The following is a 22680-nucleotide window of genomic DNA, read 5'->3' on the forward strand; positions in this document are numbered from 1 at the left end:
TAATATGAAGAGTGTCATGATTGCACCTCCCAGGGGAGGACAACGCGGTCTAAGCCGCGTCGTCCTCCGTGATGGGCTCGGCGTCGGGGTTCTGGCCCGAGACCGGCTTTGCCAGCTTCTTGACGATGCTGGCGCGTACCTCCCAACCACGGCGCTTGACCGTGGTCTTCTTCTTGCCCTCGCCGACCTCGGCATCGTACTCGGTGCTGCGCAGCTCGCCTTCGATCTCGACGTAGTCGCCCTTCTTCAGGTTCTTTGCGAAGTCGGCGGGTTTGCCGAAGGCGACGATGCGGTGCCACTCGGTGTGGTTGACCCACTGCTGGGTCTGCTTGTCCTTGTAGCCGGACTTGGTGGAGAGCGAGAGAACGGTGAAGGTCTTCTGCTGTTTGGTTGCGAAGTTCTCGGCGTCCTTGCCGATGAAGCCCTTCAGCTTGATGTTGTTTTCGTAGAGTGCCATTGTGTTTCTCCTTGTTTGTATTTGCCCGGATTGCCCTCGGGACACTCTTGCGCGAAGCGACGCGAGTGTGCCCCGCTCCCAAGGCAAGAGCTGCATTTTCTGGAAGGGGACCCAACGCACCTGGTTGGGGGAGGAGTCCAGAAAAAGCAGAAGCTCGCAGTCCGCAGAATCGGGGTCCCCGGCACGCTGCTTTTGCGTGCTGGGGTGATGTGGCGCGGGATCAGCACCTAAGCGAGTGACCGAGGGTGAGCAGGGAAAATACGAGGAGGGATGGCGCTGTACGGAAACACTTGCATGAAGGACAGCACGGCGTTCAGGATGCCGGTGCAACCGGGCAGCAGTGGGACCATAACCTCTCGTCTCCCACCAATCGGGCTGCAAAAGCAGGCAGTGGGTGAACCACACCGTCCACCCTCCATCGTCCTCCGCACCCTGCCATGCGAAGAACCTGTGCCTGGGCGACGAAGTAGAAGGCGAGCTGCACAGCGCCAACTCCGGGGCAGTGAGGGCAAGAAGAAGACCTGCCTCTCTCAGTGGTCGGGAGGTATGCGATTGTATCGCTTGAATGTGCGCCCGCTGGCTCACCGGACCCTCCCGGCGCCGGGACCATCACGGAGGATCGCATCGACGGCTGTGATGCGATCCCCGATCCAGCGCATGACAGGAACCGCCATCGAGTTGCCGAGCGCCTTGTAGCGGGGGCCATCGGCTGCCGGCTTGCCGCGATACTCAACCAGCGTGTAATCGTCGGGGAACCCCTGCAACCGCTCGCACTCACGAGGCGTCAATCGCCGCACCGCCATCTGAGGCGTCATCACGCCATCGACCCGTCCGCCCTCGCCGCCACGCTGAAGGGTCCCCGCTATATCGATCGATGCAGTGAGTTCTCCAGACCAGGCGACGGGCTGCTCCTGAAGCACAGCGGTCGTCGAGCTGTTCTCGATGCTTCCGGGCGCGCGGGTACGGAGACTTCCCGCAATGTCGGTGGAGGAAGCCGCGCTCACTGTTCCATCGCTCCCATGAAGCGTGAAGGCGACAGTAGGCGCATTGCGTCCAGTGGCGTTGGAGTTGGTGCCGAGCGACTGCATCACATCGCCGCTGAGGACATCGCCTTCCTGGTTCTGCGTGAAGGCGATCGCTACCTGGCCACCACCATTCGCATGGCTGCGGTCGTGTCCCATCCCGCGCAATGTCGGTGCGACGTTATCTGCATCGGCGCCGTGATCTTTGGCAGTGAAGGCGATATAGGATTGCTGTTTCACTCCTGGCCGCGCCGCCAATGCACCGACCGTCTTGCCGTCTCCGCCGTGTAACCGTACCTCGTTGCGGAGGTTCTGTGAGAAGGCGACAGCCTGAGCACCGCCGCCGCTTTCCAGCGTGTGAGCGATTGCTTCTGAGAAGCCGCTGCCATTCGACTGTGTGTGTGCCGTGCAGATGGCGACCGGCACGACGGGCGTTCCACGCCCGGTGCCGTCTTCGCTCGCGTCGAAGCCATCGGCGGAGAGCGCGTGAGCGATCAGCGTCTCGCTTTCAAAGTCCTGTCTGCCCATGCCGCCGGCGTTCAGACAGTGGGAGATTTCATCTGTCGAGGAGAGGACGCCGACGCCTAGTTGATTGCGGATGAAGCTATCTTTGCATCCTGCGTCGATGGTGGGCGAGGTGTCTGTGAGGCTACCGCCAGAAGGGCCGACCTCAACGCCTCCGGCAACTCCTTGCCGCGCTTCTCGGCGCGGCGGAGGATGCCCCGACAGGCACGACTCGTCAAGTAATACCGCTGCGGGACCTCTCCAACCTCCAAGATATCCGACAACGAAGACGCGACGCCGTCGCTGGGGTACTCCGAAATGTTGAGCGTTAAGAACTCGGTAGGCGATCCCATACCCGAGTTCGACCAGCATCCCGAGGAAGGCTCCAAACGTGCGTCCGTCGTCGATCGACAGGACGCCGGGGACGTTCTCCCACACCAACCATAAGGGCCGGAGTCTGCCAGCAAGCCGAGCAAACTCGATGGTGAGGTTGCCACGCGGGTCATCCAATCCCGCTCGCTTACCGGCGACGGAGAAAGACTGGCAAGGTGTTCCTCCGGCCAGAAGGTCGATTGCTCCAACATCTTCAGCTCCAATCTTTGTAAAGTCGCCGGCATTGATGACTGCGCCATCGGCGGGCAGAGCAACGACGTTGCGAATGGCTGCCGCGCGCTGCTTTGCTTCCTTGCGAGAGGCCGCGTTATGCGGACTCGGCATGTACACAGGCCGCGATGCGCCGTAGCGCGAGTGCAGCAGCCAGCAACAGAAGGGGTCGATCTCGGCGAACATGGCAGGCTTCCAGCCGAGCGGTCCCCACGCAACGGAGACCGCCTCGATGCCCGAACACACGGAGAGATATCTCACGCAGCACTCCGTGGTCCGCGCTCCCGTGCGCAGAGCACATTGAGGGCGCCGAGGATGTGAGCCATCGAAGTGTTGCGGCCATAGAGCACCATATCCGCGTAGCGGACGGGTGCGAGGTCACCGGCACGATCCACCAGCAACAGGGGGATATGCAGGTCCGTTTCGAGCAGGCGGTGAATCAGCCTGCCTGCGAGGTCACCCTGTCTTGCGTGGATCAGGATGCCGCACATGAGGTGACTTGCCATCATGACGGCAGCAGCGCTGCGGCTGTCGTCGATGGCGGTCACATCGTAAGGTTGTAGGCGCAAAGCGAAAGCAGTAGCGGACAGCAGTTCACGGTCAGCACAGTAGACGAGGATGGGCATCTTAGGTCGCATGGTGGTTAGCTCCCGAATGCCTGGTCTTCGTGGACGTAGCTGATGACGACGCCGAGGGGGTTGGTGAGCAGCATGGCATTCGGGACTTCATCACGGAAGCCGTAGACGACGTTCGCGGTCCAGCGTTCGCGGCTCTGCTCCTGCTGGTCGCCGAGGGAATAGAAGACCTTCTCAAACTCGATGTGGGCGCGATACGGGGCTTGCCGCGTATCGTCGAGCACGACGGCCTTAATCTCGATGTCCACGTTGGGTGCGCTGGGATCGAGCAGGAAGGTCTCAAGTGTCTTAGCTTTCGTCACCCGCGCCAGCGTTGCGCCCTGCAACTCATTGGAGAAGAAGTTCAGCGATTCACCGAAATCACGTTGCAGCGTGGCGTGATTGCGTCCGTAGTAGAGCTGCGCCCAACGCGCCAGATAGTATTTGCTGACGCGCTCGACAGGTACTTTGGAAAAGTCGGCATAGTTCACCACCTGGCCGTGTCCGATGTCCGAGACCGAGATGACGAGCGGCTTCAGCCGCAAGGCAGCGGTCTGTGCTCGATAGAGGAGCGCAAGCGAAGCAAGCGTGACGACCGAGAGCACAAGGATGGCCACCTTGAGGTAGGTGTTAGTAACGACCGGCTCCGCATATAGCTCAAGGAACTTGTGACCGGCATCGGTAATGGGAAGTTCGTTATGTGTCGTTGGCATAATTACTCTCCCATCACGTTGACCCAGGTGCCGGCGCGACCGCTGAGAATGGCTGAGGTGAGTTCGGGGATTTTGACCAGCCCGTAGATGCAGACGAAGAGCGAAATCAGCAGCGCAGGCAGGACGGTAAGAGCGTTTGAGATTGTGATCGTTCCGATGGTCTGGAACATTCCAGTGAGGACCTTCGAGAAGACGTAGATGAAGGCCGCGGCCACGACCTGATAGAAGCTGAAACCGATGAATGCCTTGAGCCATCCCCAGAAGAGCCAGTCCATCTTGGGCACAATGAACCACGGAATAAATACCGGCCCTATGAGGACGCATACGGCGGAGGCGACGTAGCCGTATGCAATGACTCCAAACGCCACGGCCTCCATCGTGGCGAGGATCACGGTAATCAATAGGTATGTGAGGTCTTCGAGGATGTTGAAGCTGCCCGGAGGCGAGCCTAGCTCCTGCTCCTCATTGGTAATGGCATTGGCGATTTGTTGGGTCTGGTCCGACTCGATCTGATTGGCGATGCTGAGGCCCTCTTTCGTGATGAGGTCCGAGAAGCTGTTGCTCATGCCGGGAACCGGCGTTGAGTAGTAGGTCAGCATTCCGAGACCGAAGGCGATCATAAGGATGAGGTCCGCGAATTTGGCGAAGTGGAAGCCGCCCCCGCCCTGGGAGGCGGAGAGGGCGGCTTTCACACCGAACCAAACAATAAGGATCACGGCCAGGCCACGGAAGATGTCGAGTCCCGTGGCCTGGAGTGTGTTGCTCTGCGAGGAGAGCAATTGAGTAATCGCTTGTCCAAGCTGTGCGATGATGTTCTGTCCCATCAGTTGCTCCCGTTGATGCTGAGTGAGATGGAGTGCATGGAATCGCTCACGCCGTTGTTCACGTTCTGCATGGTGGTGGGAAAGTTCTGCTGGAAGTAGACCGAGTTATTGAGGGAGCGGTTCTGCGCATCGATCTGCTGCTTCTGCGCGATGAGCTGCTGCTGGATCGAAGCCGCGAGAAGCTGGTTGGTGTCCTGCTGCGAATGGATCTGGAGCAGCGTGGCGGAGTTGATCTTGCCGAGCAACGCGTTCTGAGTCTGCTGGCTGGGATCGGTTGAGAACGTGTCCGATTCGAGATTCGTCAACTTAGTTGCGAACGCCGACTCATTCGTGCGGATCGTTCCAAGTGTCGAGAGAGTGTTGGTCGTGGTCGTTTGCGCCAGCTCTGAGGTGGCGTACTGGTTGGCGACAGTGGCCTGCGTCCGGGAATCGAGAGACGAGTAGTTGCCGGACGGATAGCTTTGGGCCTGCACGTAGGCGTTGTTGTAACCCTGCTGCGCCTGCGACACACCGCCGAAATTGAGCGCGTTCACCAGCGGCGAGGTGTTGCCGTATGTGTTCGGTGGTGCGGCGAGGCTCTGCCACTGTGCCCAATCCGCCTTGTACCTGGCTTCGAGATTCTGCGGCATCGTCGCCATCTGGTAGGCGAGGTTGTACATGGTGACGATCTGGGTCCTGGTCTGTTCGGCAGTGGTGAAAATCTGCGCCTCTTTGAGGAGGTGCTGCTGCCAGTTGTTGAGTTCGGTCGCCCACTTCTGGAGCTGCTGCTCACCCTGTTCGATCTCCTGAACGGCATGGGCGCTTTGCGTGGGGTCGTAGACGATGCCGCCGCCAAACTGCGCGTGCGCCGCAGGCGCGAGCGCGGTGAGAACAGCGAGAAAAAAGCCATACAGTTTTATTGACTTCATGATGGAACCTCCGTGGACGCTCGAAGAGCGCCGGTTATGAATGGACAGGGATGTTGATAGGACAGGGCTCGGAGCGCACCTCAGCGCACTCCGGCGCCATGTACCGGTAGGGCGATGGCTTGGGCGGCGATGAAGCATCGCAGCCCGCCATCACCAGGCAAGCAAGCGCACAAAAGAGGGCTGCGCGCATCACATCACTCCCGGCATGTCGTGGTTTTCGTAAGCGGGCAGCAGCATGTCCTGGGTGATGTAGACCTTGATCCGATGACCTTCGCGGATAGTGATGGTCGGCGGGATATTGATAAAGCGATCGAGCACATTGGCGCTCGATTGCGACAGGCTCGAAGCGATGCCGGACTTGTAAGCCTCGGTGCCGGACTCGTTGTAGCCCTGATTGAGATTGGTGGCTTCGGCAGCGCCGGAGATGACGCCGAGGGCAATCGACGCGCCGAATATCTCCACGTAGTGGTTGTTGATTTTGTCCTTGATGCCGGTCTCACCCGCCTGGTCGAGACCGTGGAACTGGTCGAGATCGACGGAGTATTTGTCCGGCATGAGCATCCGGTGGAAGGTGAGGGCAAGGCGTTTTTGGCCGAGCCCGGAGACCTTCTGAGCAGTGCCCAGAATGAACGTTCCTTCGGGAATCAGAACGTGCTGGCGATCCTCGCTATAGACGGGATTAGTCACCATAACCTTAACGTCCCCGGCAAACTCCCCATCGAGACGGTCCACCAGGACGGTGTCGATGGTCGTGCCCTCAAAGACCGCAAAGGGCTGGCCATGCGCGGAGTTCAGGTTGACCTCCGGCGCACGCTTATTGCCGGTCGCGGCAGGAGCAGCGGCGGCCTGCGTGGGAGCGGTCGGCGGCAAGCTCGAAGAGCGAGCCGGGGCAGTGTCACTGAGTCCGGTAGGCTCCGCCGATGGGTGCGAAGCGCCAACATCGGCGGAGACCAGATTGGAGGCGAAGCGGGCTTTGAAGGCCATCGCTTTCTCCGCATCCGCGATAGTGTCACGAGCGGACTCTGCTGCGGATGGCGGCGGCAACTGCGTAGCAGGAGACACCACGCTGGTCTGCGCGGGATTGGTTGCAGTCTCTGCAGTTGCCGCCGCCTCACCCGTTCTCTGTGCCTGGGCCTGTTGCTGGCTCTGACGCTGGTCGGCGCTCAGGTCCTGCTCCAGCTCCCGAATCTTTCGCTGGTTCATGTCGGTGGACACGGCCAGCGGAGCGGATGCCGTGTCTTTCGCGGCAGGCTTGGCATGGTTCTTCGAGAACATGACAGCCATCAGGATGAGGACTGCCAACCCAGCAATGACGTACCCCTGTGCCTGTTTGGGCACCACGCCTTCGGGTGTACTGCGTTTGTCGCGCAGGGCCGTCGTCGTCTCCTGTGGAGACGACGGCAAGGCTTGCGACTCTATGGGAGAGGTCTGTTTTTCGTCTGCCATCGCGCCTCCTACTGAGCCTTCCGTTGAAAGTCGAGTTTGTGCTTGCCGATTTCGAGGTAGCCCTTATCGACCACGGTCGGGATGACGTAGGTGCCGTTCTGCAACTGGAAGGTAATGAGGTCGGGCTTGCCATCTTTGACCTCATAGATGGAAAACTTCTCGGAGGCCGACGACTTGATGTAGGTGAACTTGTCGTCGTGATAGATCGCCGACACATCGAAGGGACTTTCGTTGTGGAAGGTGTAATCGAACTGCAATGCCTTCGTCGGATAGTCGGCGCGGAACTGTTCTACCGCAATCGAAGCGCGATTAGCAGCCATCTGTGCCTGCATGCGCGCAGCATCGACCTCGCTGGCGGACACGAGCTTGCCGGCGCCATTGGCGGCAGCCAACGAGGATGGGTCGGACGGCTCGATGACGACCTTCAGGTCGGGATCGCCGGACTCGACATCATCCAGCGTGAAGGAATACACGCTGCCCTTGTCGGTGATGAGATTGAGATTGGAGTGGATGCCTTCCTTCGCCGGATGAAGAAAGCAGTAGTTGCCAACGGTGTCGATGATCCAGAAGTCCTTGTCGCCGGTGGCGACCTCCAGAATCTTCTCTGTGGCGGGCAACTGGATGAGTGTGGTGTAGCGCATCCGGGCACGAACGGTGACGATGTCGTTGGCGTGATACTTAACCAGACGGGCAGTGGTCTGCTGGCCGTGGGCGACGGTCGCGGCAAGGCCAAGCAGAAGGGGGATGATGGGTGCAGCAGGGCGCATGAAATCTCCTTTTGAGGGTTGTGGTGCGTTATGAGTTGAGTGGGTTGGGGTAATCCTGGACCAGGCGCAGGAGACCCTGCTCCGGCCCAAAGCGGGCGAAGTAATCCTGTTTGCGGATGTTGTCGCGGGGTGTGTTCGTCGCTGTCCAGTAACTCAGGGCATCGACTTCGAGGCGCAGCTTCTTGGCGTACCGGGGCTGCTTGAAAAGCAGGTTGCGCTTGGGCACCAGCGATTCCAGCAGTTCCAGCTCGGTATCGTTAAGCTGGAACGTCTCGGCATAGAGCTTGCGGTCGATGCCGGGATTAGCAAGGAAGATGCGAGTTGGGCAGGACTCGTTGACCAGTTCCAGAAGGCCGGAGTTGGCCAGCTCCATCATCGACTGCGTGGCCAGGATCATGGAGGCGTTCTTTTTCCTCCACGTTTTTTCCGCCCGCATGATCCAGTCGCGGATGATGGGTTTTTTGAAGAAAATCCAGCCCTCATCGATGACGAAGAGTTTGAAGGTCGCGGCGTTTTCCGGCCTCTCGATCTCCGAGGACGCACGCTGCAGCACATAGAACAGCATCGGTTCGAGGACGTCCGGATACTTGTCCCAGCCATCGAAGTTGAAGGTCTGGAAGCGCGCAAAGGAGAGCGTGTCCTCGACGTTGTCGAACAAGTAGCCGAACTGTCCGGCCTGGGTCCAGCGGTGCAGATGTTCCCCGAGCGGACCGAGGATGGACGCGAAGTTGGTGAGCGTCCTGATCTCGGCGGGGAGCTTGTACACGCGCTCCAGCGCAGCGTAGAGCGCCTTTTCATCGGCGATGGTTAAATCATAACGACCACCGGCCTCGATGAGCACGCGCAGGAAAAGGTAAAGAAAATTAATGTTCTCGTGCGTCGGTGCGAGAGAGAACGGGTTGATGCTGAAGCCGGGACTTTTCAGGCCGACATTCAGGTACGTCCCACCAAAGGTGCGCGTCAGCATCTCGTAGCTGGCGCCCAGGTCGAAGATGATGGTGAGAGGCTGATACTTTTGCGCCGATTGCAGGAGAAACGCTGTCAAAAATGACTTACCGGCGCCGGTAGCTCCGGTTATCAATCCATGCGCCACGTCGCCGCTATGCAGGTTCAGGTAGTACGGTGTGCCGTGTACCGATTCAAGGACCGCGAGATATTCCTTATCCAGTTGCGGGTTCCACGTCGATCCCGTGTCGATCGTGAACAGGAAGGACAGGTCGGCATAGTTGGAGTTGAGTGCCCACTGTTTGCGAAGATTGAACTGCCGATTGCCTGGGACCGTAGCGAAGAAGGCATTGAGCAGGTTGTAGCGTTCTTCGTACAACAGCCCGTCATGCTGCGTGAATAGTTTCTGGAATTCGGCGACGGTGTGCTCGACCTTTGTGCGGTCCTCGTCATAAATCACAACCGAGAGCGTCAGCTCGCCAAAGCTCTTGCCCTGCATGCCCATCGCGGTCAGAGCGCCGCCCAGCTCCGCGACAGCGGCCTCTTTCGAGTCATCGACCAGGTTGTCCTGATTGCCGGCGTTCTCCCGGTCCTGAAGGTTGGAGACGAAGCTGGTCTTGGAGTTGTGGTGGTGTCGGCGGCGCGACGCAATCTCTTTGCGGGCCTTGGCATTGTCTACCGGATGCCACTCGGTGACGACGTGGAAGTTTGCCGCGATGTCGAGCAGGCCATTGAGGATCAATGGCCGGGTCTCGCCGGGAAGCTCCTTAAGTGTGAGGACGCGGAGATAGTCGTCGTCCATGCGCATATAGCCGCGATGGGCTTCCAGCTCGGAGCCGCAGACCTGCCAGTCGAGATGACGCGCCCCACAGAGAGGCGCGTCATGGATCTTGGAGGGGCGGAAGTTTACGAGACGCCGGACAAGCCGGAAAGTCCCTTCCGCCCCTAGCAGCTCGACCTTCGTGAGGTCGTTTAGCTGCCCACTCAAACTGTTAATCTTCTGCTGAAGCCGCAGCCGGTCGCGCTCGACCTGTTCATAGACCAGCGTGCGTGTCTTATTGCCGGAGAACAGGGCGCGCAAGTCGCGCAGCGACGAGCGTGGCTGTTTCGGTAACCGCGCCAGCGCGTTCAACAGTCCTGTCTTCTGGTGGCTGCCATCGATCATGACGACCCAATACAGCTCGATCGAATACAGGCGATCCGATTTGCTTTGCAGGAAGTCGGCGCGCTGTTCGACAGCCGCGCGGACGAGCGGGTCCTCATACTCGGCGTGTGGGATCGCGGGGTGGTTTCGTTTGAACAGAATCTGATAGAGCCGGCACTTGTCATCGAGTGAACGGAAGGCCGCTTCTACCCGTTTGATGGCGTGATCGCGGCCCGCATGGTCGAGGCTTTCGTAGTCGATGCCACCGATCCGCAGCGCGGCGCCGAGGTCGCCGGATTTCGTCAGAAAGCTGTGCTCGTCCCAGAAGCCGTACAGGTTCATCTGCGCGGCAAACGACCCAGCCTCTTTCCACTCTTTCGTGATGTGCTCAATCTTGACCATTACGCCTCGCAACGCGGATTTCTGTGGTGTCGGCCTTCATCGGGTCGTACCGTCCGCGGAACTTGCCGGAGTTGAAGAGCACGCGCAGAATCTCCACGTCATGCTTGGTGGCGATGCGGGCGACGATGACGCCCACGATGAACAGGCCGATTCCGCCGAACAGTGAATGCAGCAGGGAGAAGATGGCGCCCCCGGAGATCAGAGCGACGAAGAACAACCGCCGCTCCGCTCCGAGAACAGTCAGTGGACGGTTCATGGCTTTGAACACCGGACTCACCCTGCCGTCCGCTGGCTTAGACATGGATCACCTCCTCTCTAGCTCGGGAAGAGCCAGGCCATGAAATTAACCGCGCCGATTGCCATACCCACGCCGAAGACAATTCCGGCGATGGTCTTTTTGGACTGGCCTTCGCCGTAGGCGAACATCAGTCCTCCGACGACGATTGCGACCAGCGACAGCCCGGTCGCAATCGTGCCGGTAAAGGCGGTTTTGAGAACGTTGACTGCGTTGTCCCACGGGTCACTACCGGTCTGGGCATACACGGGCAGTGCCGTAAGGAGTAGCAGCGAAGGCGCGAGCCACCTCCGCCATTGCGCGCGCAGCGCCGGAAGGCGGGGACGCGGACGTTTCGAGTAAATGAGTGTTTTCATGTGCTCCTTTCATTTGCGTGTCGGTGAGTGGCGCTCCCCGTTGCAATGTCTGGAGAGAAGGTAGGGCGGCGTGAGGCAGGCAAGAGTGGAAAAGACTTCCACTCGGTGTCCAGAATGGACACCGAGAAAATGCCGGGGCCGTGCTAAAGAGGACTGCCAGAATCAGCGGCGAAAACTGCCGGACGAGGACTCAGGGCAAGCTCGTTGTAATCCGTGGACTCCCCGCGCAGACTGCGCGGATATGCTCATTCCCACCATGTGAGGCAAGAGATTCGCGGGCACGTTGCGGGTCAAGGCCGTGACGATCACAGCTCAGAAGATAGGTCGCCTTGAGGCGCGGCGGGCACGCGGGTACACTCACCGCAAGGTGGGAATGAGTTCCTGGGAAGACCGCTTGGCGGCGATCCTCCCTCTCACGCGGGCTATCCTCTCGGACGCCTCATGGAAATACTCGGAATCCAATTCAATGCCGCTATACCTGCGACCCGTCAGCAACGCTGCCGCGCAGGAACTGCCGCTGCCTGCGAAGGGATCGAGTACCAGCTCTCCTGGGAGTGAGAAGCTACGAATGAGAGGAGCCAGCGCTGCTACCGGCTTCTGCGTCGGATGCAGCTTATTGCCGCTGTAGGGCATATCCATCACGTCTGCCAGTGGCTGCTTAGGGAGAGGCGGTCTGCCCTTTGCCAGCAGGTATGCCTGCTCATGCTGGTAGCTGAGGAACCTGCTCTTTGAGCTGTAGGTCTTGCGGAATACCAGGTGTCCGACAGGCTGAAAACCCGCAGCCTTCCATGCGTCGAAGAAAGCATCGACTTTCGTCCAGCCGTAGAACATGATCGCTACCCGGTCCTGCTTCAGGACTCTGTACGCTTCCCGCATCGCGGGCTTGAGCCAGTCTGCGTTCGCATCGTTCTGAATGGTGCGTCCGCTGCGGTCGCGGTAGTTCACCAGATATGGCGGATCGGTGAGGATAAAATCGACGCTGTTCGCGGGCATCTGTCTCATGACGTCGATGCAGTTGCCTTGCGTGATGGTATTGAGGAACGGATGTTGAGTTGACGTTTGCGCTTGCATGTTTTGATCTCCTTTGTGGTCCCGGAGTGATCTCTCAGGACACCCTCCCGCAAGGGCGCGAGAGAGGGCTGCTCCCAAGACCCAGCGGCGCATTTTCGGAAGGTTCGGAAAGTCTTTTCCCTTTCCGCGTTCTTTGCGGGTTCTTGGCGAATAGATGTTCTGAAAGCCGAAAAAGCAGAGCCGCGCAGTGTCGCAGGGCGCAGACCGTCTTTCTCTCGCGGTGCCTGAGAGAACACCCAGGACATACAGGCGATCTATAGCTGTGTTGCAAGCATGTAACCGGAGAAGTGAGACCGACGCAGATCGGAGCACCAGCTCAAAGTCGCTCTATTCGAACGTCTTGCCCTCCGTTCACCAAAAGTGTCACCGCTGGTGACACAATACGTCCCGAGCCGCTGAGTGTCTTACGGATGCCTACGCTGACTTTGCTTGTGCTTTGGCTGATTTTGAGCGCTGTGAGGGCTTCTTCGGCAAAACTTTTACTTTCTGCTGAGATTGACGAGCAGACTCGGGAACGGTGCGGGTAATCTCATCAGCTTTCTCGTCAAGCATCTTTCTAAACTCGTTCAATATGTCGGGATGATGTTTCGTTAGGTATTTCTCCACACGTGGGCTGGCGAGTAAATGCTCTATGTATCCAATGCTGAGAGTCAGGTCAAGTGCTTGGGTAGCATACGTCTCTTCTACCTTTTTGACGTCCGCCAGCAGCATATCCGACTCTTCCTGGAGTAGCGAGAGTTTTGCCGCGCTGCCGGGGCTTGACCTGATTATTTTCGCGGGGCTTACCATCAGTTCGGGCTTTGTAATTGTTAAGAGAGTTTTGGCCATCGTTGCCGAGTAATTATTGGCGTGTATCATCCTTTCGGCCGCCTGAATCTGCCCGAGGGGTATCATCCTGCGTAGAAATCCATACGCATGCATCGAAACCCTTCGATTGCTTAAAAGCTGCACTACTTCCGGACATATTCCATCCAGCAGCGATCTTTTACGGCGAATGGTCTCAACATCTACATTGAGAGACGCGGAGATCATCTGCTCGCTAACGCCATTCGCTAATGCCTTCAGAATCATGTAGTGTTCGCCGATGTTGGACAGATGGCTGACGCGTTTGTTATACGTATACCCTTCATCATCGGTCGAGAGGATACACCGGACCTCCGCGTTCTCTCGCTGTTTCAAAATATCGAACCGTAACGCTCCATCCAGGAGAAGAAAGGTTCCGTCGGCCAGGCGAGAGACTATAAGCGGCTCTATCAAGCCGACATGTTCTATCGACGCGGCAATTTGCCGATACTTCTTCGATTTACGGGTCTCCTGCGTGACATCTGTTTTTGTTGCAATCGATGCAAGAGGGAGGAGTACGGTCTTGAGCTCGAAAGCTACTTCTGCGGATGTTTTCACACAGACTCCGTTCTATCCGATACGCTCGGCAAGATGTTTAGGAATGGTTTGGATCGATTCTGCCCGCAGCAAGGTCACATAATTTTCATCTTCGAGGAGCCGCTTCATCGCTGTAGATAGAATCATCAGCCGATGGCTGACGGCATTCAAACGTGAGATAGCCGACCGCTGACGTTGCACATGCTGCTCATATTCCTCTACCGCGCCTTCGGCGGAAAGCTTTCGCTTTGTTGGGCTTGTTCGGCCTGTTTCACGTTCTTTCGCAAGACGCATCGCAATAATGCGCCGAGCCATCGCCAACTTTGCTCCACGCAGATCACCCTTTTCATAAGCGTCGATCAGAGCGGTTTGAACTTCCTCGTTCGTTCCGGTGGAGATGATGGTGGCAATCCGAAGCGGTATCCTTCCCGCATCCACAGCTTGGAGCAGAACGTTCTCTCCATGCTCAAGGAGATGTACGACTCCATATGCATACGTTTTGTCCAGGCCAAGCTTCTGTGCAATTTGCTCCGCCTTGTATCCCCTCCCTAAGAGGCTGCGGACCTCAACTACCAGAGCTCTATAAGAGGGCGGTCGACGGGCCACGTTTTCAATCAGGCTCATCAAGTATTGCTGCTCGCGGGTAACTTCAGTGATGATGGCCGGAATCATGGTTTTTCCGAGTGCCTGGCAAGCTTCCAGCCTCCCCTGTCCGCACACCAGTTCGTATTGCATATCCGCGCCGACTTGTTTGCGCTGGCATACCGTGATTGGCTTCTTGAGCCCTACGGCTTCAATGCTGGCTACGATCGCCTGGAATTTGACCGGGTTGCGGGGTCTTGGATTCGCAACGACGACATGGGCTATTTCGATCATGTGAATCTGTTCTTCATTCATGCGGCGACCTCAATCGGTGTCCGTTCGGCCATGCTGATTAGAAATCTCAGATCATCGAATCGATAGAGATCGATAAAGAACCCGTTCTCTGGCCCAAGACGAAGCCGTTTTGCGAATAAATCGGAGCCGGGGAAGAGATAATAGTCCCGAACGTCTTCGTTGTTTTGCTCAAGCCGAACTGCGATCGTTACATCAGGTTTGAGCGATGTATCGAAACGGAGATTCCATCGAGTGCTGCCACCCGGTGTCGGTTGGCAGCGAGCGACGACGAGGGAAATGGAAAACTCCTCATTGACAATAAACAGTTCGGTGATTGGATCTTGCCGCACAGACGCACCTGCTTCACGAAGCCTGGCAACCAAAGTCTCGCAGTGGTTTGCGTGAAAGTGACGCAGCGTCCTGTTGAGTTCGATATAGGCGTAGTCCCGCTCGGGAGTGAAGCCGATGAGGGTATATGCCTTTACTAAGCTGCTGAATCTGGAGCGGTATGCGCTACTCGAAGGCATTCCTTCCGTTTCGTCGATGAGCATTCCTGACAGCGTGTTATATCGTTTGAGCAGGCCCCGCAGTTGCCCCAACATTTCCTCATCGGTAAAGTGCTTTGAGCGTGCCTGGATGATTGCCTGAGCTTGGAAGAATTGTTCCGGTGAGATGACGGCCTGAAACGCACCTTCCTTCCGAATCCACATATCAGGAGGGTTTACGAGACGCTTCTGTTTCAGCTTGAAAGATTTTCGATTGTAGACATTTACGCCCATGTACTTGGGATTGGTTAGCAGTTGATGTACTACGCCTCGGGTCCATTCTCTAGATAGGTCCGTCCTCACTCCACGGCCATTCAGTAATTGTGCGATCTGCAGTTCACTGAGCCTCCCGGACGTAAAGGCATCAAAAATCTCTCGCACTATGACGATTTCATCTTCAGGTCCCGGAACGAGAATGACGCGATCTGTCTGGAAGCTCTTCTGTTGCCCTCGGGCAAGTAGACCCTTTGGGGTTCCGTCCATCGCGACTAACTGCCTTCGCAACCCATATCCCGCCGCACCGCCCTGACGATAGCCCCGTTCAATCAAACGGCACTGTCCCGCGAACACTTTTACCGATAGCTCTCGGCTGTATTCCGCTGCCATCGTGCGCTTTACTGCTTTAATCAGCGTGGACATTGGGCTGCCATCATTGACGAACTGTTCGGCCGGATAATGCACATTGATGCCTGCTCTCCGACAGACATACTCGTGGTAGGCACTTTCGTCCGCATCCAGAAAGCGTCCCCACCGGCTAACGTCATAGACCAAAACGACGCTGAAGTCTGCGTGCCCGGATTCCGCCTCGGCAAGAAGTCTTTGTAGTTCGGCCCGCCCACCGAGCGTTAGCCCGCTCTTGCCATCATCTGCATAGGTCGCAACAATTTCCATGCCATGATCCGTAGCGTAGCGAGCAATTACTTCGGCCTGATTCTCTGTGGAGTATTGTTGATGCTCTGTGGACATGCGGACGTATTGCGCTGCGCGCACAAGCTTCCGATCCGATTTTGGATCAAGCCGTTCCATAGTCTGCCCACGTTTGAAAGTTTCGGTGGGCTCTCACCGCCCACAGCCTATTGGAGGGGCGATCATACATGAGCCTGATTAATATAGATTTTCACGAGGCGACGCAATCTGTAAGCCACTGAAAATGCAAACCTTAAATCGATGACTGAAAATTGCGATAGGAATGTCCATGCCGCCTTCGCTCTTTCGGCTTCTCTGATTCCGTAGACCAGCTAGCGGGAAGCGGTCTGAGCTTGCCGCCAGTCTTCATGGTCGACCGCCGAAACCATCAGTGTCCTTTGTGCCAGAAATGCCGCCAATCGCGGGCTGCGTTCGCCTCTCAAGGGAGGCGGATAACACTGCATAATGGTAGCATTATGAATCTGGGAGTTCGGTGACCAGTTGTACGGGCGCTTACTTGCCGGCAATGATCCTTTGCGCTCGGTCGAGTGCGGCGAGGGCGACAAAGCTGCTGAGGCTGCGGCGTTCCAGCTTTGCCGCCTTCTCCAGCAGTTTCCGTTCTTCCTGGGTGTAATAGGAAAACACTTTCGCTCCAAGCGAGGTCTTGCCGGTGCGCCGGGAAGGAATGTGTTCCTCTTTGGCCACCGATTGTTATGGTACTACCGCACCACATAACAGAGGTATTATGCGACACATCGCTTCATGAGACCTGGAGGGTTTTAAGGCACATTCATCGTTCACCGCGGCCAGTTGGCTATGCTCGGACCGGGAACCATTCTTGTGCTGCACGAGGAGTTTTTATGGCAAAGAGCAAGGATCGGGATGTCTTCCCTTCATCAGATCATTCGCGCAGGGCGCTTCTGGTTGAACTGAAGGGCGAGAAGATCGCGGAGGATGGAGATACGACGACATCTTCGACAGAGATATTCGCGGCACTCAGCTTGGAGGAGGTGATTGCCTATGTGCGGAGCCGCCAGCCGAGTATCGAGATCACCGAACTAAAGGTTCTCGGGCAGGTGCAGGTGCTGTCCAGTTCGGAGCATCTGAGATAGACCATCGGTCGGGTGCGGACGGTGTCCTGCCAGGACACCGTGTGGAAGATTTTTCCACCCTGAATCATTGTTGTGCGCCCTACGCTCATCTGAGAGGGCGGCTTGTCGCAGGATTTCCCTGCGGCCGCTATTGGCGACATGCTCAGAAAACCAATGAGGTCACAGAGATTTGGATTGGAAGACGGTCGGCAAGATCCGGCTTTGGAGAAGCATTACTCTGTGCTGGAAGTAGCCAAACTATGGAGCCTGAGCGAGAACACGGTCCGCAGAATGTTTATGGGAGAACCGGGAGTGGTCGAATGGGGCAGTGAGGAGACGCGGTTCAAGAGAGCGTATAAGACGATGCGAATCCCTGAGAGCGTCCTGCAAAGAGTACATCGCCGCTTGGCTAAGGTGGGTTGAGTATCGGCGACTGCTGCGAAGGGCATGATGCGTGTCGCCCGGCGTCTGCGGACATCGGACTTCTCGGGGCGACAAGAAAGTCGCGCCACCGGTGCGACAATTGCCGTGACCTCATAACCTCATCATTCTTGGGCAGGACAAACGACCGGAAGAACGTGAGTTCTACCTACAGATAGTAGCCGGTCTTCAGCAATGACGGCGGCGGCTAGGAATTCTCTCGTCGCCATTCCTAGTGACAACTTGCGAATGCTGACAAGTCAGCCTTGACCAACTCAAGTTCCTTGGTCGATTGGGCGAAAACCTGCCGATAGGCGCGGCTACCCGAGAGCATCATCCAACGCATGCATCATCGCCACGCTAAGGTGGGCTGATGATTGATGCTGAGGCGCGTCGGTATAAATTTGCACTTTTGGAGGCGGCTCCGATTGCCGTCTTTGAGTCCAGATTCAAAAGGGTACTACTTATCCACACCTCGGGATTTGGAGCTTGCAATGGGTGTCAAAGCCATACTAACCTTGGAAACAGACATTGGTTCCGCGGAGTGCCGCGGATTGCAGCACCGAGGACGTGATCATGGGCAAAGACGGCAAGAATGCGGCCAGAGTCACTGCCACACTGACGCGGCAACAGCATGTTACCCTCGAACAAATGGCGAAGAAAAATGGCGTCTCCGTCGCGTGGCTAGTACGCAAATCGGTCGAAATGCTGATCGAGCAAGCTCAGGGCGGTCCCCTTCTACCGCTGGAATTTAGATCGTGAAGATCGGAACAAAACATGCGTAGCGTCGAACTGTTCTCAGGATGCGGTGGCTTGGCTCTTGGTCTATCCAAGGCGGGGTTCTCCCATTCCATGATGATCGAGTGGGATGAGGACGCCTTCGCCACACTGCTCCACAACAAGAGCAACAAAGTGGAGCATGTTCGACACTGGCCAATTTCCAAGGGAGATGTGCGCGAGGTTGATTGGTCCACAGTAGAGGGTGTGGTCGATTTGGCGGCGGGCGGGCCCCCGTGCCAGCCCTTCTCCATTGGGGGTAAACATGCGGGACCCGGTGACAGCCGCGATATGTGGCCTGAGGCCATTAGGACCGTCCGTGAGCTTCGACCCAAGGCATTCCTCTTCGAGAACGTCCGTGGTCTTCTGCGCCCCGCTTTCACAGACTATCTGCATTGGATCGAAGCGAATCTGCGTGCGCCACAATTGGAGATTCAGTCCGATGAGAGTATGGCGGAGCATTCAAAACGCCTTCAGGCCGCGGTTGACGACCACCTCTATGACGTGAAGATTCTTCGCGTCAACGCGGCGGACTATGGCGCTCCTCAGAAGCGCAATCGCGTGATCATCGCTGGAATTCGGAAAGACCTGAAAGTTGCCTTGCATCTTCCGAGTCCGACGCATTCTCACGCCCGTCTCCTTTGGGATCAATGGATAACCGGCGAATATTGGCAACGGCACGGGATAGCCAAGCCACGCTCGGGGCCTGCTTCCGCAGCTGACAGGCGGTTGGTGGAGAATCTTCGTGACCGGATGATCGCACCACCCGGTCTTCCCTGGAAAACATGCCGCGACGCGTTTGATGGGCTGGGCATCCCCGGAAAAGGTTCATTGTCCAACCATGCTTTTCAGCCTGGAGCTCGTGTTTACCCAGGCCATACGGGCAGCCCTCTCGACGAGCCGGCGAAAGCGTTAAAAGCTGGAGACCACGGTGTGCCCGGCGGTGAGAACATGCTGGTGTATCCGAATGGCACGGTACGCTATTTCACGGTACGCGAAGCGGCGCGCTTGCAGGGTATATCTGATGAGTTTGAATTTCCGCGATCGTGGACGGAGAGTATGCGACAGCTTGGGAATGCTGTCCCGGTGCCACTCGCGGAAATCATGGGGAGGGCTATGTTAGGTTTGTTAAATCAACGAGCCCCCAGGCGCCGCGAGGCAGCATAGTGCCAGTAAGAAAGAAGTCTTCAAAACCCGTCCCACCAGAACGCGAAGCGATTGAACGGCTGACGGGAGAAGCGCGGCGCCTCGCTGATCTTATCCCCAATCTTAAGGGCCGCGCGGCTGACCAAACCAGGCATCTGTTACTAGAGGTCATTGAAGCTCTACGCCAAACGTATGCGGCGCTTGATCCCATTAAAGAGCCTATAGACACCTTTGATCCGTCGAAGCCTTCGATTGCAGGCCGCCTCGTAGGGCTCGCGCTGGTTGCTCAACCTCTGATCCCCATGTCGCGTCTCGATAAAATGTATGGGTCCGGGGTGTATGCCATCTACTATTTCGGCTCTCACCCGGCCTATCAAAAGATCAGTGGCACAGAAACTCCCATTTATGTCGGTAAGGCAGATCCAAAGTCTTCCGAAGCGAAGACCGCGCGTGAGCAGGGGCCTCAGTTGTACGGACGGCTGAAAGATCATCAGAAGGCCATTCGAACCGTTGAAGAGTATGCGATCCAGCATCAGGATCAGAACGCTCTCCATATTGGCGATTTTCAGTACCGACGGCTGGTGGTCGCTACGAACGCCCAACTAACCGCCGAGCGGTCGCTCATATCTCTGTTCGAGCCGATTTGGAATGAAGACACGAAGATCTGCTGGGGGATCAGCAAACACGGTGACAGCGCAAAAACGCGGGCCAATGATCGTTCCCCGTGGGATGTACTACATCCTGGCCGAAAGTGGGCCATAAGCGATCTCCTAAGAGACAAGAAGAGCAAAGAGCAAATTCTTCGAGATATCGACACGCATCTGACGGAGCTTCCTCCTTTTACGGATAAGGAACAGATCATCGATCGCTTTCTGGACGGCTTCAAGCAGCATGTGGAACTTGAATCGGTCGAAGAAGCGCAGGCTTCGGTTGAAGATGTGGTTCCTGATTACCAACCCGAGGACGAAGCTACTTCCTGAGCTTCGCATCTGTCCGGTCATATATTTAGTGCATGGCGGCTAAACCAAAACGTCCGAATCCAGCCAAAGCCGTTTCAGGCGACGCGCCAGTCTCCCCAGAACGTAGCGCGCAAATGGCCTTGGTCAAGGCTAAAGACACAAAGCCAGAGATCAGAGTTCGCAAAGCCGCGCACGCGATGGGGCTTCGCTATCGACTCAACGTGCGGAAACTTCCAGGCAGCCCGGATCTTGTGTTCCCCGGTCGCAAGGTGGTCCTGTTTGTTCATGGATGCTTTTGGCATCGCCACAAACGGTGTAAAGCCACGAGGACGCCTAAATCGAGAATCGAATTCTGGGAACAAAAGTTTGCTGAAAACATGGCCAGGGATCAGCGTGCCTACAAAGCATTGAGAAAAGCGGGATGGAAGATATTCATTGTTTGGGAGTGTGAGACATCACAAATCAACAAGGTGACAGCCATTCTGCAACAGATTCTCTCAGAGGGCATGAAGCCCGCTAATCCCAAGTAGCGAAGGCATTCATTTTAGCGCTAGATGTAATACATGAAAGGTAATGGCGGAGCATCTTTGACCGGCCAAGTCACTCTTAAGTTCCCCGATGGCATCCGCGAACTTAAGAGTGATCGATTGCCCGTCGTCGAATCTACAGGTGTTGTAATTCAGTCTTGTCAGTGCGAGGACATCTTTCAAGACTTCCTCTATTTTGGCTTCGCCATGACAAATCTCTACACTCAATGGATTTGGCACCTCCATTCCTGGATACGTGCTGAGGTGAGGTGTTCACCCCTTTGTCCAAAGGTAAGCATCTGCGCACGTGGCAGCCATACGAGCTTGCGGGAATATTCAGGATGCGGCAGAACAAACGCAGCTGGTTTAGATTTGGCAATGGTGCATGTCGGCAATGCCAAAAACGTCTTTGGCGATTTCAAGCAGGTGATCATGATGGGTGAAGAAAAGAACTTGAGTGACTTTCGATAATTCACCCAATACTTCCAAGCCGGCGCGGGCTCGATCGTCGTCATAGTTGATGAAAAGATCATCAGCGAGAAACGGCAGCGTTACACCGTTTCGAACGGATTGCTCGATAACGGCAACCCGAAGCGACAGGTAAAGCTGATCCTTTGTACCGTCGCTCATAGCATCAAGCGGGACGGTTGACGCTCCGTCGGCGAGGACACCCAACAGTCTTGGGGTCGAGCCATCGGAATCCACTTCAAGCTTGTCGTAACGGCTTAATGTCAGGTGCCTGAATATATCGCTCGCTCTCGACAACAAGGGACTCTTATCAGCCTCACGTTGTCTCTCAAGCAACCACTCCAGCAGAACTACCTGCGCCTTCTTGGAGACAAACTCCTCTGATTCGAGAGCTAGATTTGCACGCGCGATTTCGACGTCAGCCGCAGCCTTTACGGCTTCGTCGCCCTTATCTATCGCTCGAAAGGATTCTTTGGCAATCCCTAGTTCTGTGGCAGCTTCCGTTAGCTGCGTGTCGAGATCAGCAATCTGCTGCGCGATACCTTCTTCGAGTGCGGCGTCTTCGTCCGACGCTGCCCCCTCAACTTCGGCGAGAAGTGTTTCAAGAGGGAGTCCATCTCCATTCAGGACAATTTGCGCTGTCAACTCTTCTTTCTCAACTTGGAGCCCTCGGATGGAAGTCGACTCTTCAACGAGGTTCTTTAGACTTTCAATGTCCTGTTCTAGCAAGAGCTTTTTGATTGGTAGCAGACTCGCGACGGCCGCGTCCTTGTGCCCAGCCTCGATTTCAACTTCATCTTTAAGCTGAGCTATCTGCTCGTTAAAGTGCTCGGCCCTAGTCTCTGTAATCCTAGCAGCGGCCAACCGGCGATCGAGTATCAACAGGCAATCCATGGGATCGCTGTTCGAAACCGCGAGCCGGGCGCCAAGTTCGGAGACTTTCACAGTGAATTGGGTGCAATCCGCGTCCATTGACTTGATCCGGTGTTCGAGATCTAAAGCGGCATCCAACTCGCTTCGCAATTCCTCATACAGGTCTAACGTAGCTTCGTCGATATCGTCGGGTAGGGCCGCCTCAGAAGTTGACGCTGTAAACTCCGCGAAACCCTCGTTGAAGACCTTGGCCGCCAGAGCGGCCTTCTGCACAGCAAGTTTCGTCGCAACGGCTAAATCCCGTTTCTCCTTCTCGCGCTGCTCGAACCGGCGGGATTGTCCTTCCAACTCTTCCAAGCGAGCTTCTGCAATCTCTAATGCCTCCGCAAACATTTGGATTTCAAGCGGGATCGTCTCTTGCGAGACTTTCCGCAATGAAGTGAGCGCGTGTACTTTTTCATCTGTGAGACGTGTGACATTTTCCGAATTGGCTAGAACGGTCGCGTGTTGGTCAACTGCCGCCTGTAGTTTTTTGATCCAGTCGCGCAGGTTTAGTGGGTCCAACTGATGGGCCTGGAAAAACAGTGCCACTTAGATGGTTAGCCTTTGGCCTGTTTTTGATTCAGTCAGATCGCGGCTAG

Annotated in this window: 22 protein-coding genes; 5 read left to right on the top strand and 17 right to left on the bottom strand. The window is 56.6% G+C overall.

Features of this window, described 5'->3' with window-relative positions; genetic code table 11:
* Positions 1-49: 49 nt before the first annotated feature.
* From XX99_RS27815 to XX99_RS21095, 16 genes are all read right to left on the bottom strand, one after another.
* Complete coding sequence (locus XX99_RS27815; RefSeq protein ID WP_082125792.1) at positions 50-457, bottom strand: single-stranded DNA-binding protein; 408 nt, start codon at positions 455-457, stop codon at positions 50-52.
* 581 nt (positions 458-1038) lie between these two features.
* Positions 1039-2847: a DNA cytosine methyltransferase gene (gene dcm / locus XX99_RS27820; protein WP_197081919.1), complete on the bottom strand. Its 1809-nt coding sequence runs from the start codon at positions 2845-2847 to the stop codon at positions 1039-1041.
* Complete coding sequence (locus tag XX99_RS21030; protein WP_050061375.1) at positions 2844-3224, bottom strand: hypothetical protein; 381 nt, start codon at positions 3222-3224, stop codon at positions 2844-2846. The genes dcm and XX99_RS21030 overlap by 4 nt, the downstream gene beginning before the upstream one ends.
* 5 nt (positions 3225-3229) lie before the next feature.
* Positions 3230-3913, bottom strand: a complete 684-nt coding sequence (locus XX99_RS21035; RefSeq protein WP_050061376.1) for a VirB8/TrbF family protein — start codon at positions 3911-3913, stop codon at positions 3230-3232.
* A gap of 2 nt (positions 3914-3915) precedes the next feature.
* Complete coding sequence (locus tag XX99_RS21040; protein WP_050061377.1) at positions 3916-4737, bottom strand: type IV secretion system protein; 822 nt, start codon at positions 4735-4737, stop codon at positions 3916-3918.
* Entirely contained in the window at positions 4737-5645 is a 909-nt protein-coding gene (locus tag XX99_RS21045) for a hypothetical protein (RefSeq protein WP_050061378.1), read from the bottom strand. The genes XX99_RS21040 and XX99_RS21045 overlap by 1 nt, the downstream gene beginning before the upstream one ends.
* A gap of 189 nt (positions 5646-5834) precedes the next feature.
* Entirely contained in the window at positions 5835-7091 is a 1257-nt protein-coding gene (locus XX99_RS21050; RefSeq protein WP_050061379.1) for a TrbI/VirB10 family protein, read from the bottom strand.
* Between the two features lie 8 nt (positions 7092-7099).
* Entirely contained in the window at positions 7100-7858 is a 759-nt protein-coding gene (locus XX99_RS21055; RefSeq protein ID WP_050061380.1) for a TrbG/VirB9 family P-type conjugative transfer protein, read from the bottom strand.
* A 28-nt stretch (positions 7859-7886) separates the two neighbouring features.
* A complete protein-coding gene (locus tag XX99_RS21060) occupies positions 7887-10349 on the bottom strand; it encodes a VirB4 family type IV secretion system protein (RefSeq protein WP_050061381.1) in 2463 nt (820 codons plus the stop codon).
* Positions 10336-10650, bottom strand: a complete 315-nt coding sequence (locus XX99_RS21065; RefSeq protein ID WP_050061382.1) for a VirB3 family type IV secretion system protein — start codon at positions 10648-10650, stop codon at positions 10336-10338. The genes XX99_RS21060 and XX99_RS21065 overlap by 14 nt, the downstream gene beginning before the upstream one ends.
* 14 nt (positions 10651-10664) lie before the next feature.
* Complete coding sequence (locus XX99_RS21070) at positions 10665-11000, bottom strand: TrbC/VirB2 family protein (protein WP_050061383.1); 336 nt, start codon at positions 10998-11000, stop codon at positions 10665-10667.
* A gap of 357 nt (positions 11001-11357) precedes the next feature.
* The gene (locus XX99_RS21075) at positions 11358-12071 is read right to left on the bottom strand and encodes a DNA methyltransferase (protein ID WP_050061384.1); all 714 of its coding nucleotides are present in this window, start codon (positions 12069-12071) and stop codon (positions 11358-11360) included.
* Between the two features lie 414 nt (positions 12072-12485).
* Positions 12486-13472, bottom strand: a complete 987-nt coding sequence (locus tag XX99_RS21080) for a ParB/RepB/Spo0J family partition protein (RefSeq protein WP_050061385.1) — start codon at positions 13470-13472, stop codon at positions 12486-12488.
* Positions 13473-13484: 12 nt separating this feature from the next.
* Entirely contained in the window at positions 13485-14348 is an 864-nt protein-coding gene (locus XX99_RS21085; RefSeq protein WP_050061386.1) for a ParB/RepB/Spo0J family partition protein, read from the bottom strand.
* Positions 14345-15898, bottom strand: a complete 1554-nt coding sequence (locus tag XX99_RS21090) for a recombinase family protein (protein WP_050061387.1) — start codon at positions 15896-15898, stop codon at positions 14345-14347. The genes XX99_RS21085 and XX99_RS21090 overlap by 4 nt, the downstream gene beginning before the upstream one ends.
* Before the next feature lie 393 nt (positions 15899-16291).
* The gene (locus XX99_RS21095) at positions 16292-16483 is read right to left on the bottom strand and encodes a type II toxin -antitoxin system TacA 1-like antitoxin (protein WP_050061388.1); all 192 of its coding nucleotides are present in this window, start codon (positions 16481-16483) and stop codon (positions 16292-16294) included.
* Between the two features lie 155 nt (positions 16484-16638).
* Between XX99_RS21095 and XX99_RS21100 the strand changes: the two genes are divergently transcribed.
* From XX99_RS21100 to XX99_RS21125, 5 genes are all read left to right on the top strand, one after another.
* Complete coding sequence (locus XX99_RS21100; RefSeq protein ID WP_050061389.1) at positions 16639-16890, top strand: hypothetical protein; 252 nt, start codon at positions 16639-16641, stop codon at positions 16888-16890.
* A gap of 930 nt (positions 16891-17820) precedes the next feature.
* Positions 17821-18051 carry a ribbon-helix-helix domain-containing protein gene (locus XX99_RS21110; RefSeq protein ID WP_197081920.1) on the top strand — a complete coding sequence of 77 codons (231 nt, stop codon included), beginning with the start codon at positions 17821-17823 and terminating at the stop codon, positions 18049-18051.
* Between the two features lie 15 nt (positions 18052-18066).
* Positions 18067-19233 (top strand): DNA cytosine methyltransferase, encoded by a 1167-nt coding sequence (locus XX99_RS21115; RefSeq protein ID WP_050061391.1) that lies wholly within the window; start codon positions 18067-18069, stop codon positions 19231-19233.
* Positions 19233-20192: an Eco29kI family restriction endonuclease gene (locus tag XX99_RS26880; RefSeq protein WP_082125793.1), complete on the top strand. Its 960-nt coding sequence runs from the start codon at positions 19233-19235 to the stop codon at positions 20190-20192. Before XX99_RS21115 ends, XX99_RS26880 begins: the two co-directional genes overlap by 1 nt.
* A gap of 32 nt (positions 20193-20224) precedes the next feature.
* Positions 20225-20701: a very short patch repair endonuclease gene (locus XX99_RS21125; protein WP_082125794.1), complete on the top strand. Its 477-nt coding sequence runs from the start codon at positions 20225-20227 to the stop codon at positions 20699-20701.
* A gap of 363 nt (positions 20702-21064) precedes the next feature.
* Here the strand turns inward: XX99_RS21125 and XX99_RS21135 are convergent, their stop codons facing one another.
* On the bottom strand, positions 21065-22630 hold the full coding sequence (locus tag XX99_RS21135) for an ATP-binding protein (protein WP_050061394.1): 1566 nt from the start codon (positions 22628-22630) through the stop codon (positions 21065-21067).
* Positions 22631-22680 lie beyond the last annotated feature (50 nt).

This window comes from Silvibacterium bohemicum (genome assembly GCF_001006305.1).
Classification (GTDB): Bacteria; Acidobacteriota; Terriglobia; order Terriglobales; family Acidobacteriaceae; genus Silvibacterium; species Silvibacterium bohemicum.

Bases quoted from the DNA above. Each gene is read 5' to 3' on its own strand.
- XX99_RS27815 (WP_082125792.1), bottom strand. From the start codon at position 457: ATGGCACTCTACGAAAACAACATCAAGCTGAAGGGCTTCATCGGCAAG.
- XX99_RS21030 (WP_050061375.1), bottom strand. From the start codon at position 3,224: ATGCGACCTAAGATGCCCATCCTCGTCTACTGTGCTGACCGTGAACTG.
- XX99_RS21035 (WP_050061376.1), bottom strand. From the start codon at position 3,913: ATGCCAACGACACATAACGAACTTCCCATTACCGATGCCGGTCACAAG.
- XX99_RS21040 (WP_050061377.1), bottom strand. From the start codon at position 4,737: ATGGGACAGAACATCATCGCACAGCTTGGACAAGCGATTACTCAATTG.
- XX99_RS21045 (WP_050061378.1), bottom strand. From the start codon at position 5,645: ATGAAGTCAATAAAACTGTATGGCTTTTTTCTCGCTGTTCTCACCGCG.
- XX99_RS21050 (WP_050061379.1), bottom strand. From the start codon at position 7,091: ATGGCAGACGAAAAACAGACCTCTCCCATAGAGTCGCAAGCCTTGCCG.
- XX99_RS21055 (WP_050061380.1), bottom strand. From the start codon at position 7,858: ATGCGCCCTGCTGCACCCATCATCCCCCTTCTGCTTGGCCTTGCCGCG.
- XX99_RS21060 (WP_050061381.1), bottom strand. From the start codon at position 10,349: ATGGTCAAGATTGAGCACATCACGAAAGAGTGGAAAGAGGCTGGGTCG.
- XX99_RS21065 (WP_050061382.1), bottom strand. From the start codon at position 10,650: ATGTCTAAGCCAGCGGACGGCAGGGTGAGTCCGGTGTTCAAAGCCATG.
- XX99_RS21070 (WP_050061383.1), bottom strand. From the start codon at position 11,000: ATGAAAACACTCATTTACTCGAAACGTCCGCGTCCCCGCCTTCCGGCG.
- XX99_RS21075 (WP_050061384.1), bottom strand. From the start codon at position 12,071: ATGCAAGCGCAAACGTCAACTCAACATCCGTTCCTCAATACCATCACG.
- XX99_RS21085 (WP_050061386.1), bottom strand. From the start codon at position 14,348: ATGAATGAAGAACAGATTCACATGATCGAAATAGCCCATGTCGTCGTT.
- XX99_RS21090 (WP_050061387.1), bottom strand. From the start codon at position 15,898: ATGGAACGGCTTGATCCAAAATCGGATCGGAAGCTTGTGCGCGCAGCG.
- XX99_RS21100 (WP_050061389.1), top strand. From the start codon at position 16,639: ATGGCAAAGAGCAAGGATCGGGATGTCTTCCCTTCATCAGATCATTCG.
- XX99_RS21115 (WP_050061391.1), top strand. From the start codon at position 18,067: ATGCGTAGCGTCGAACTGTTCTCAGGATGCGGTGGCTTGGCTCTTGGT.
- XX99_RS21125 (WP_082125794.1), top strand. From the start codon at position 20,225: ATGGCGGCTAAACCAAAACGTCCGAATCCAGCCAAAGCCGTTTCAGGC.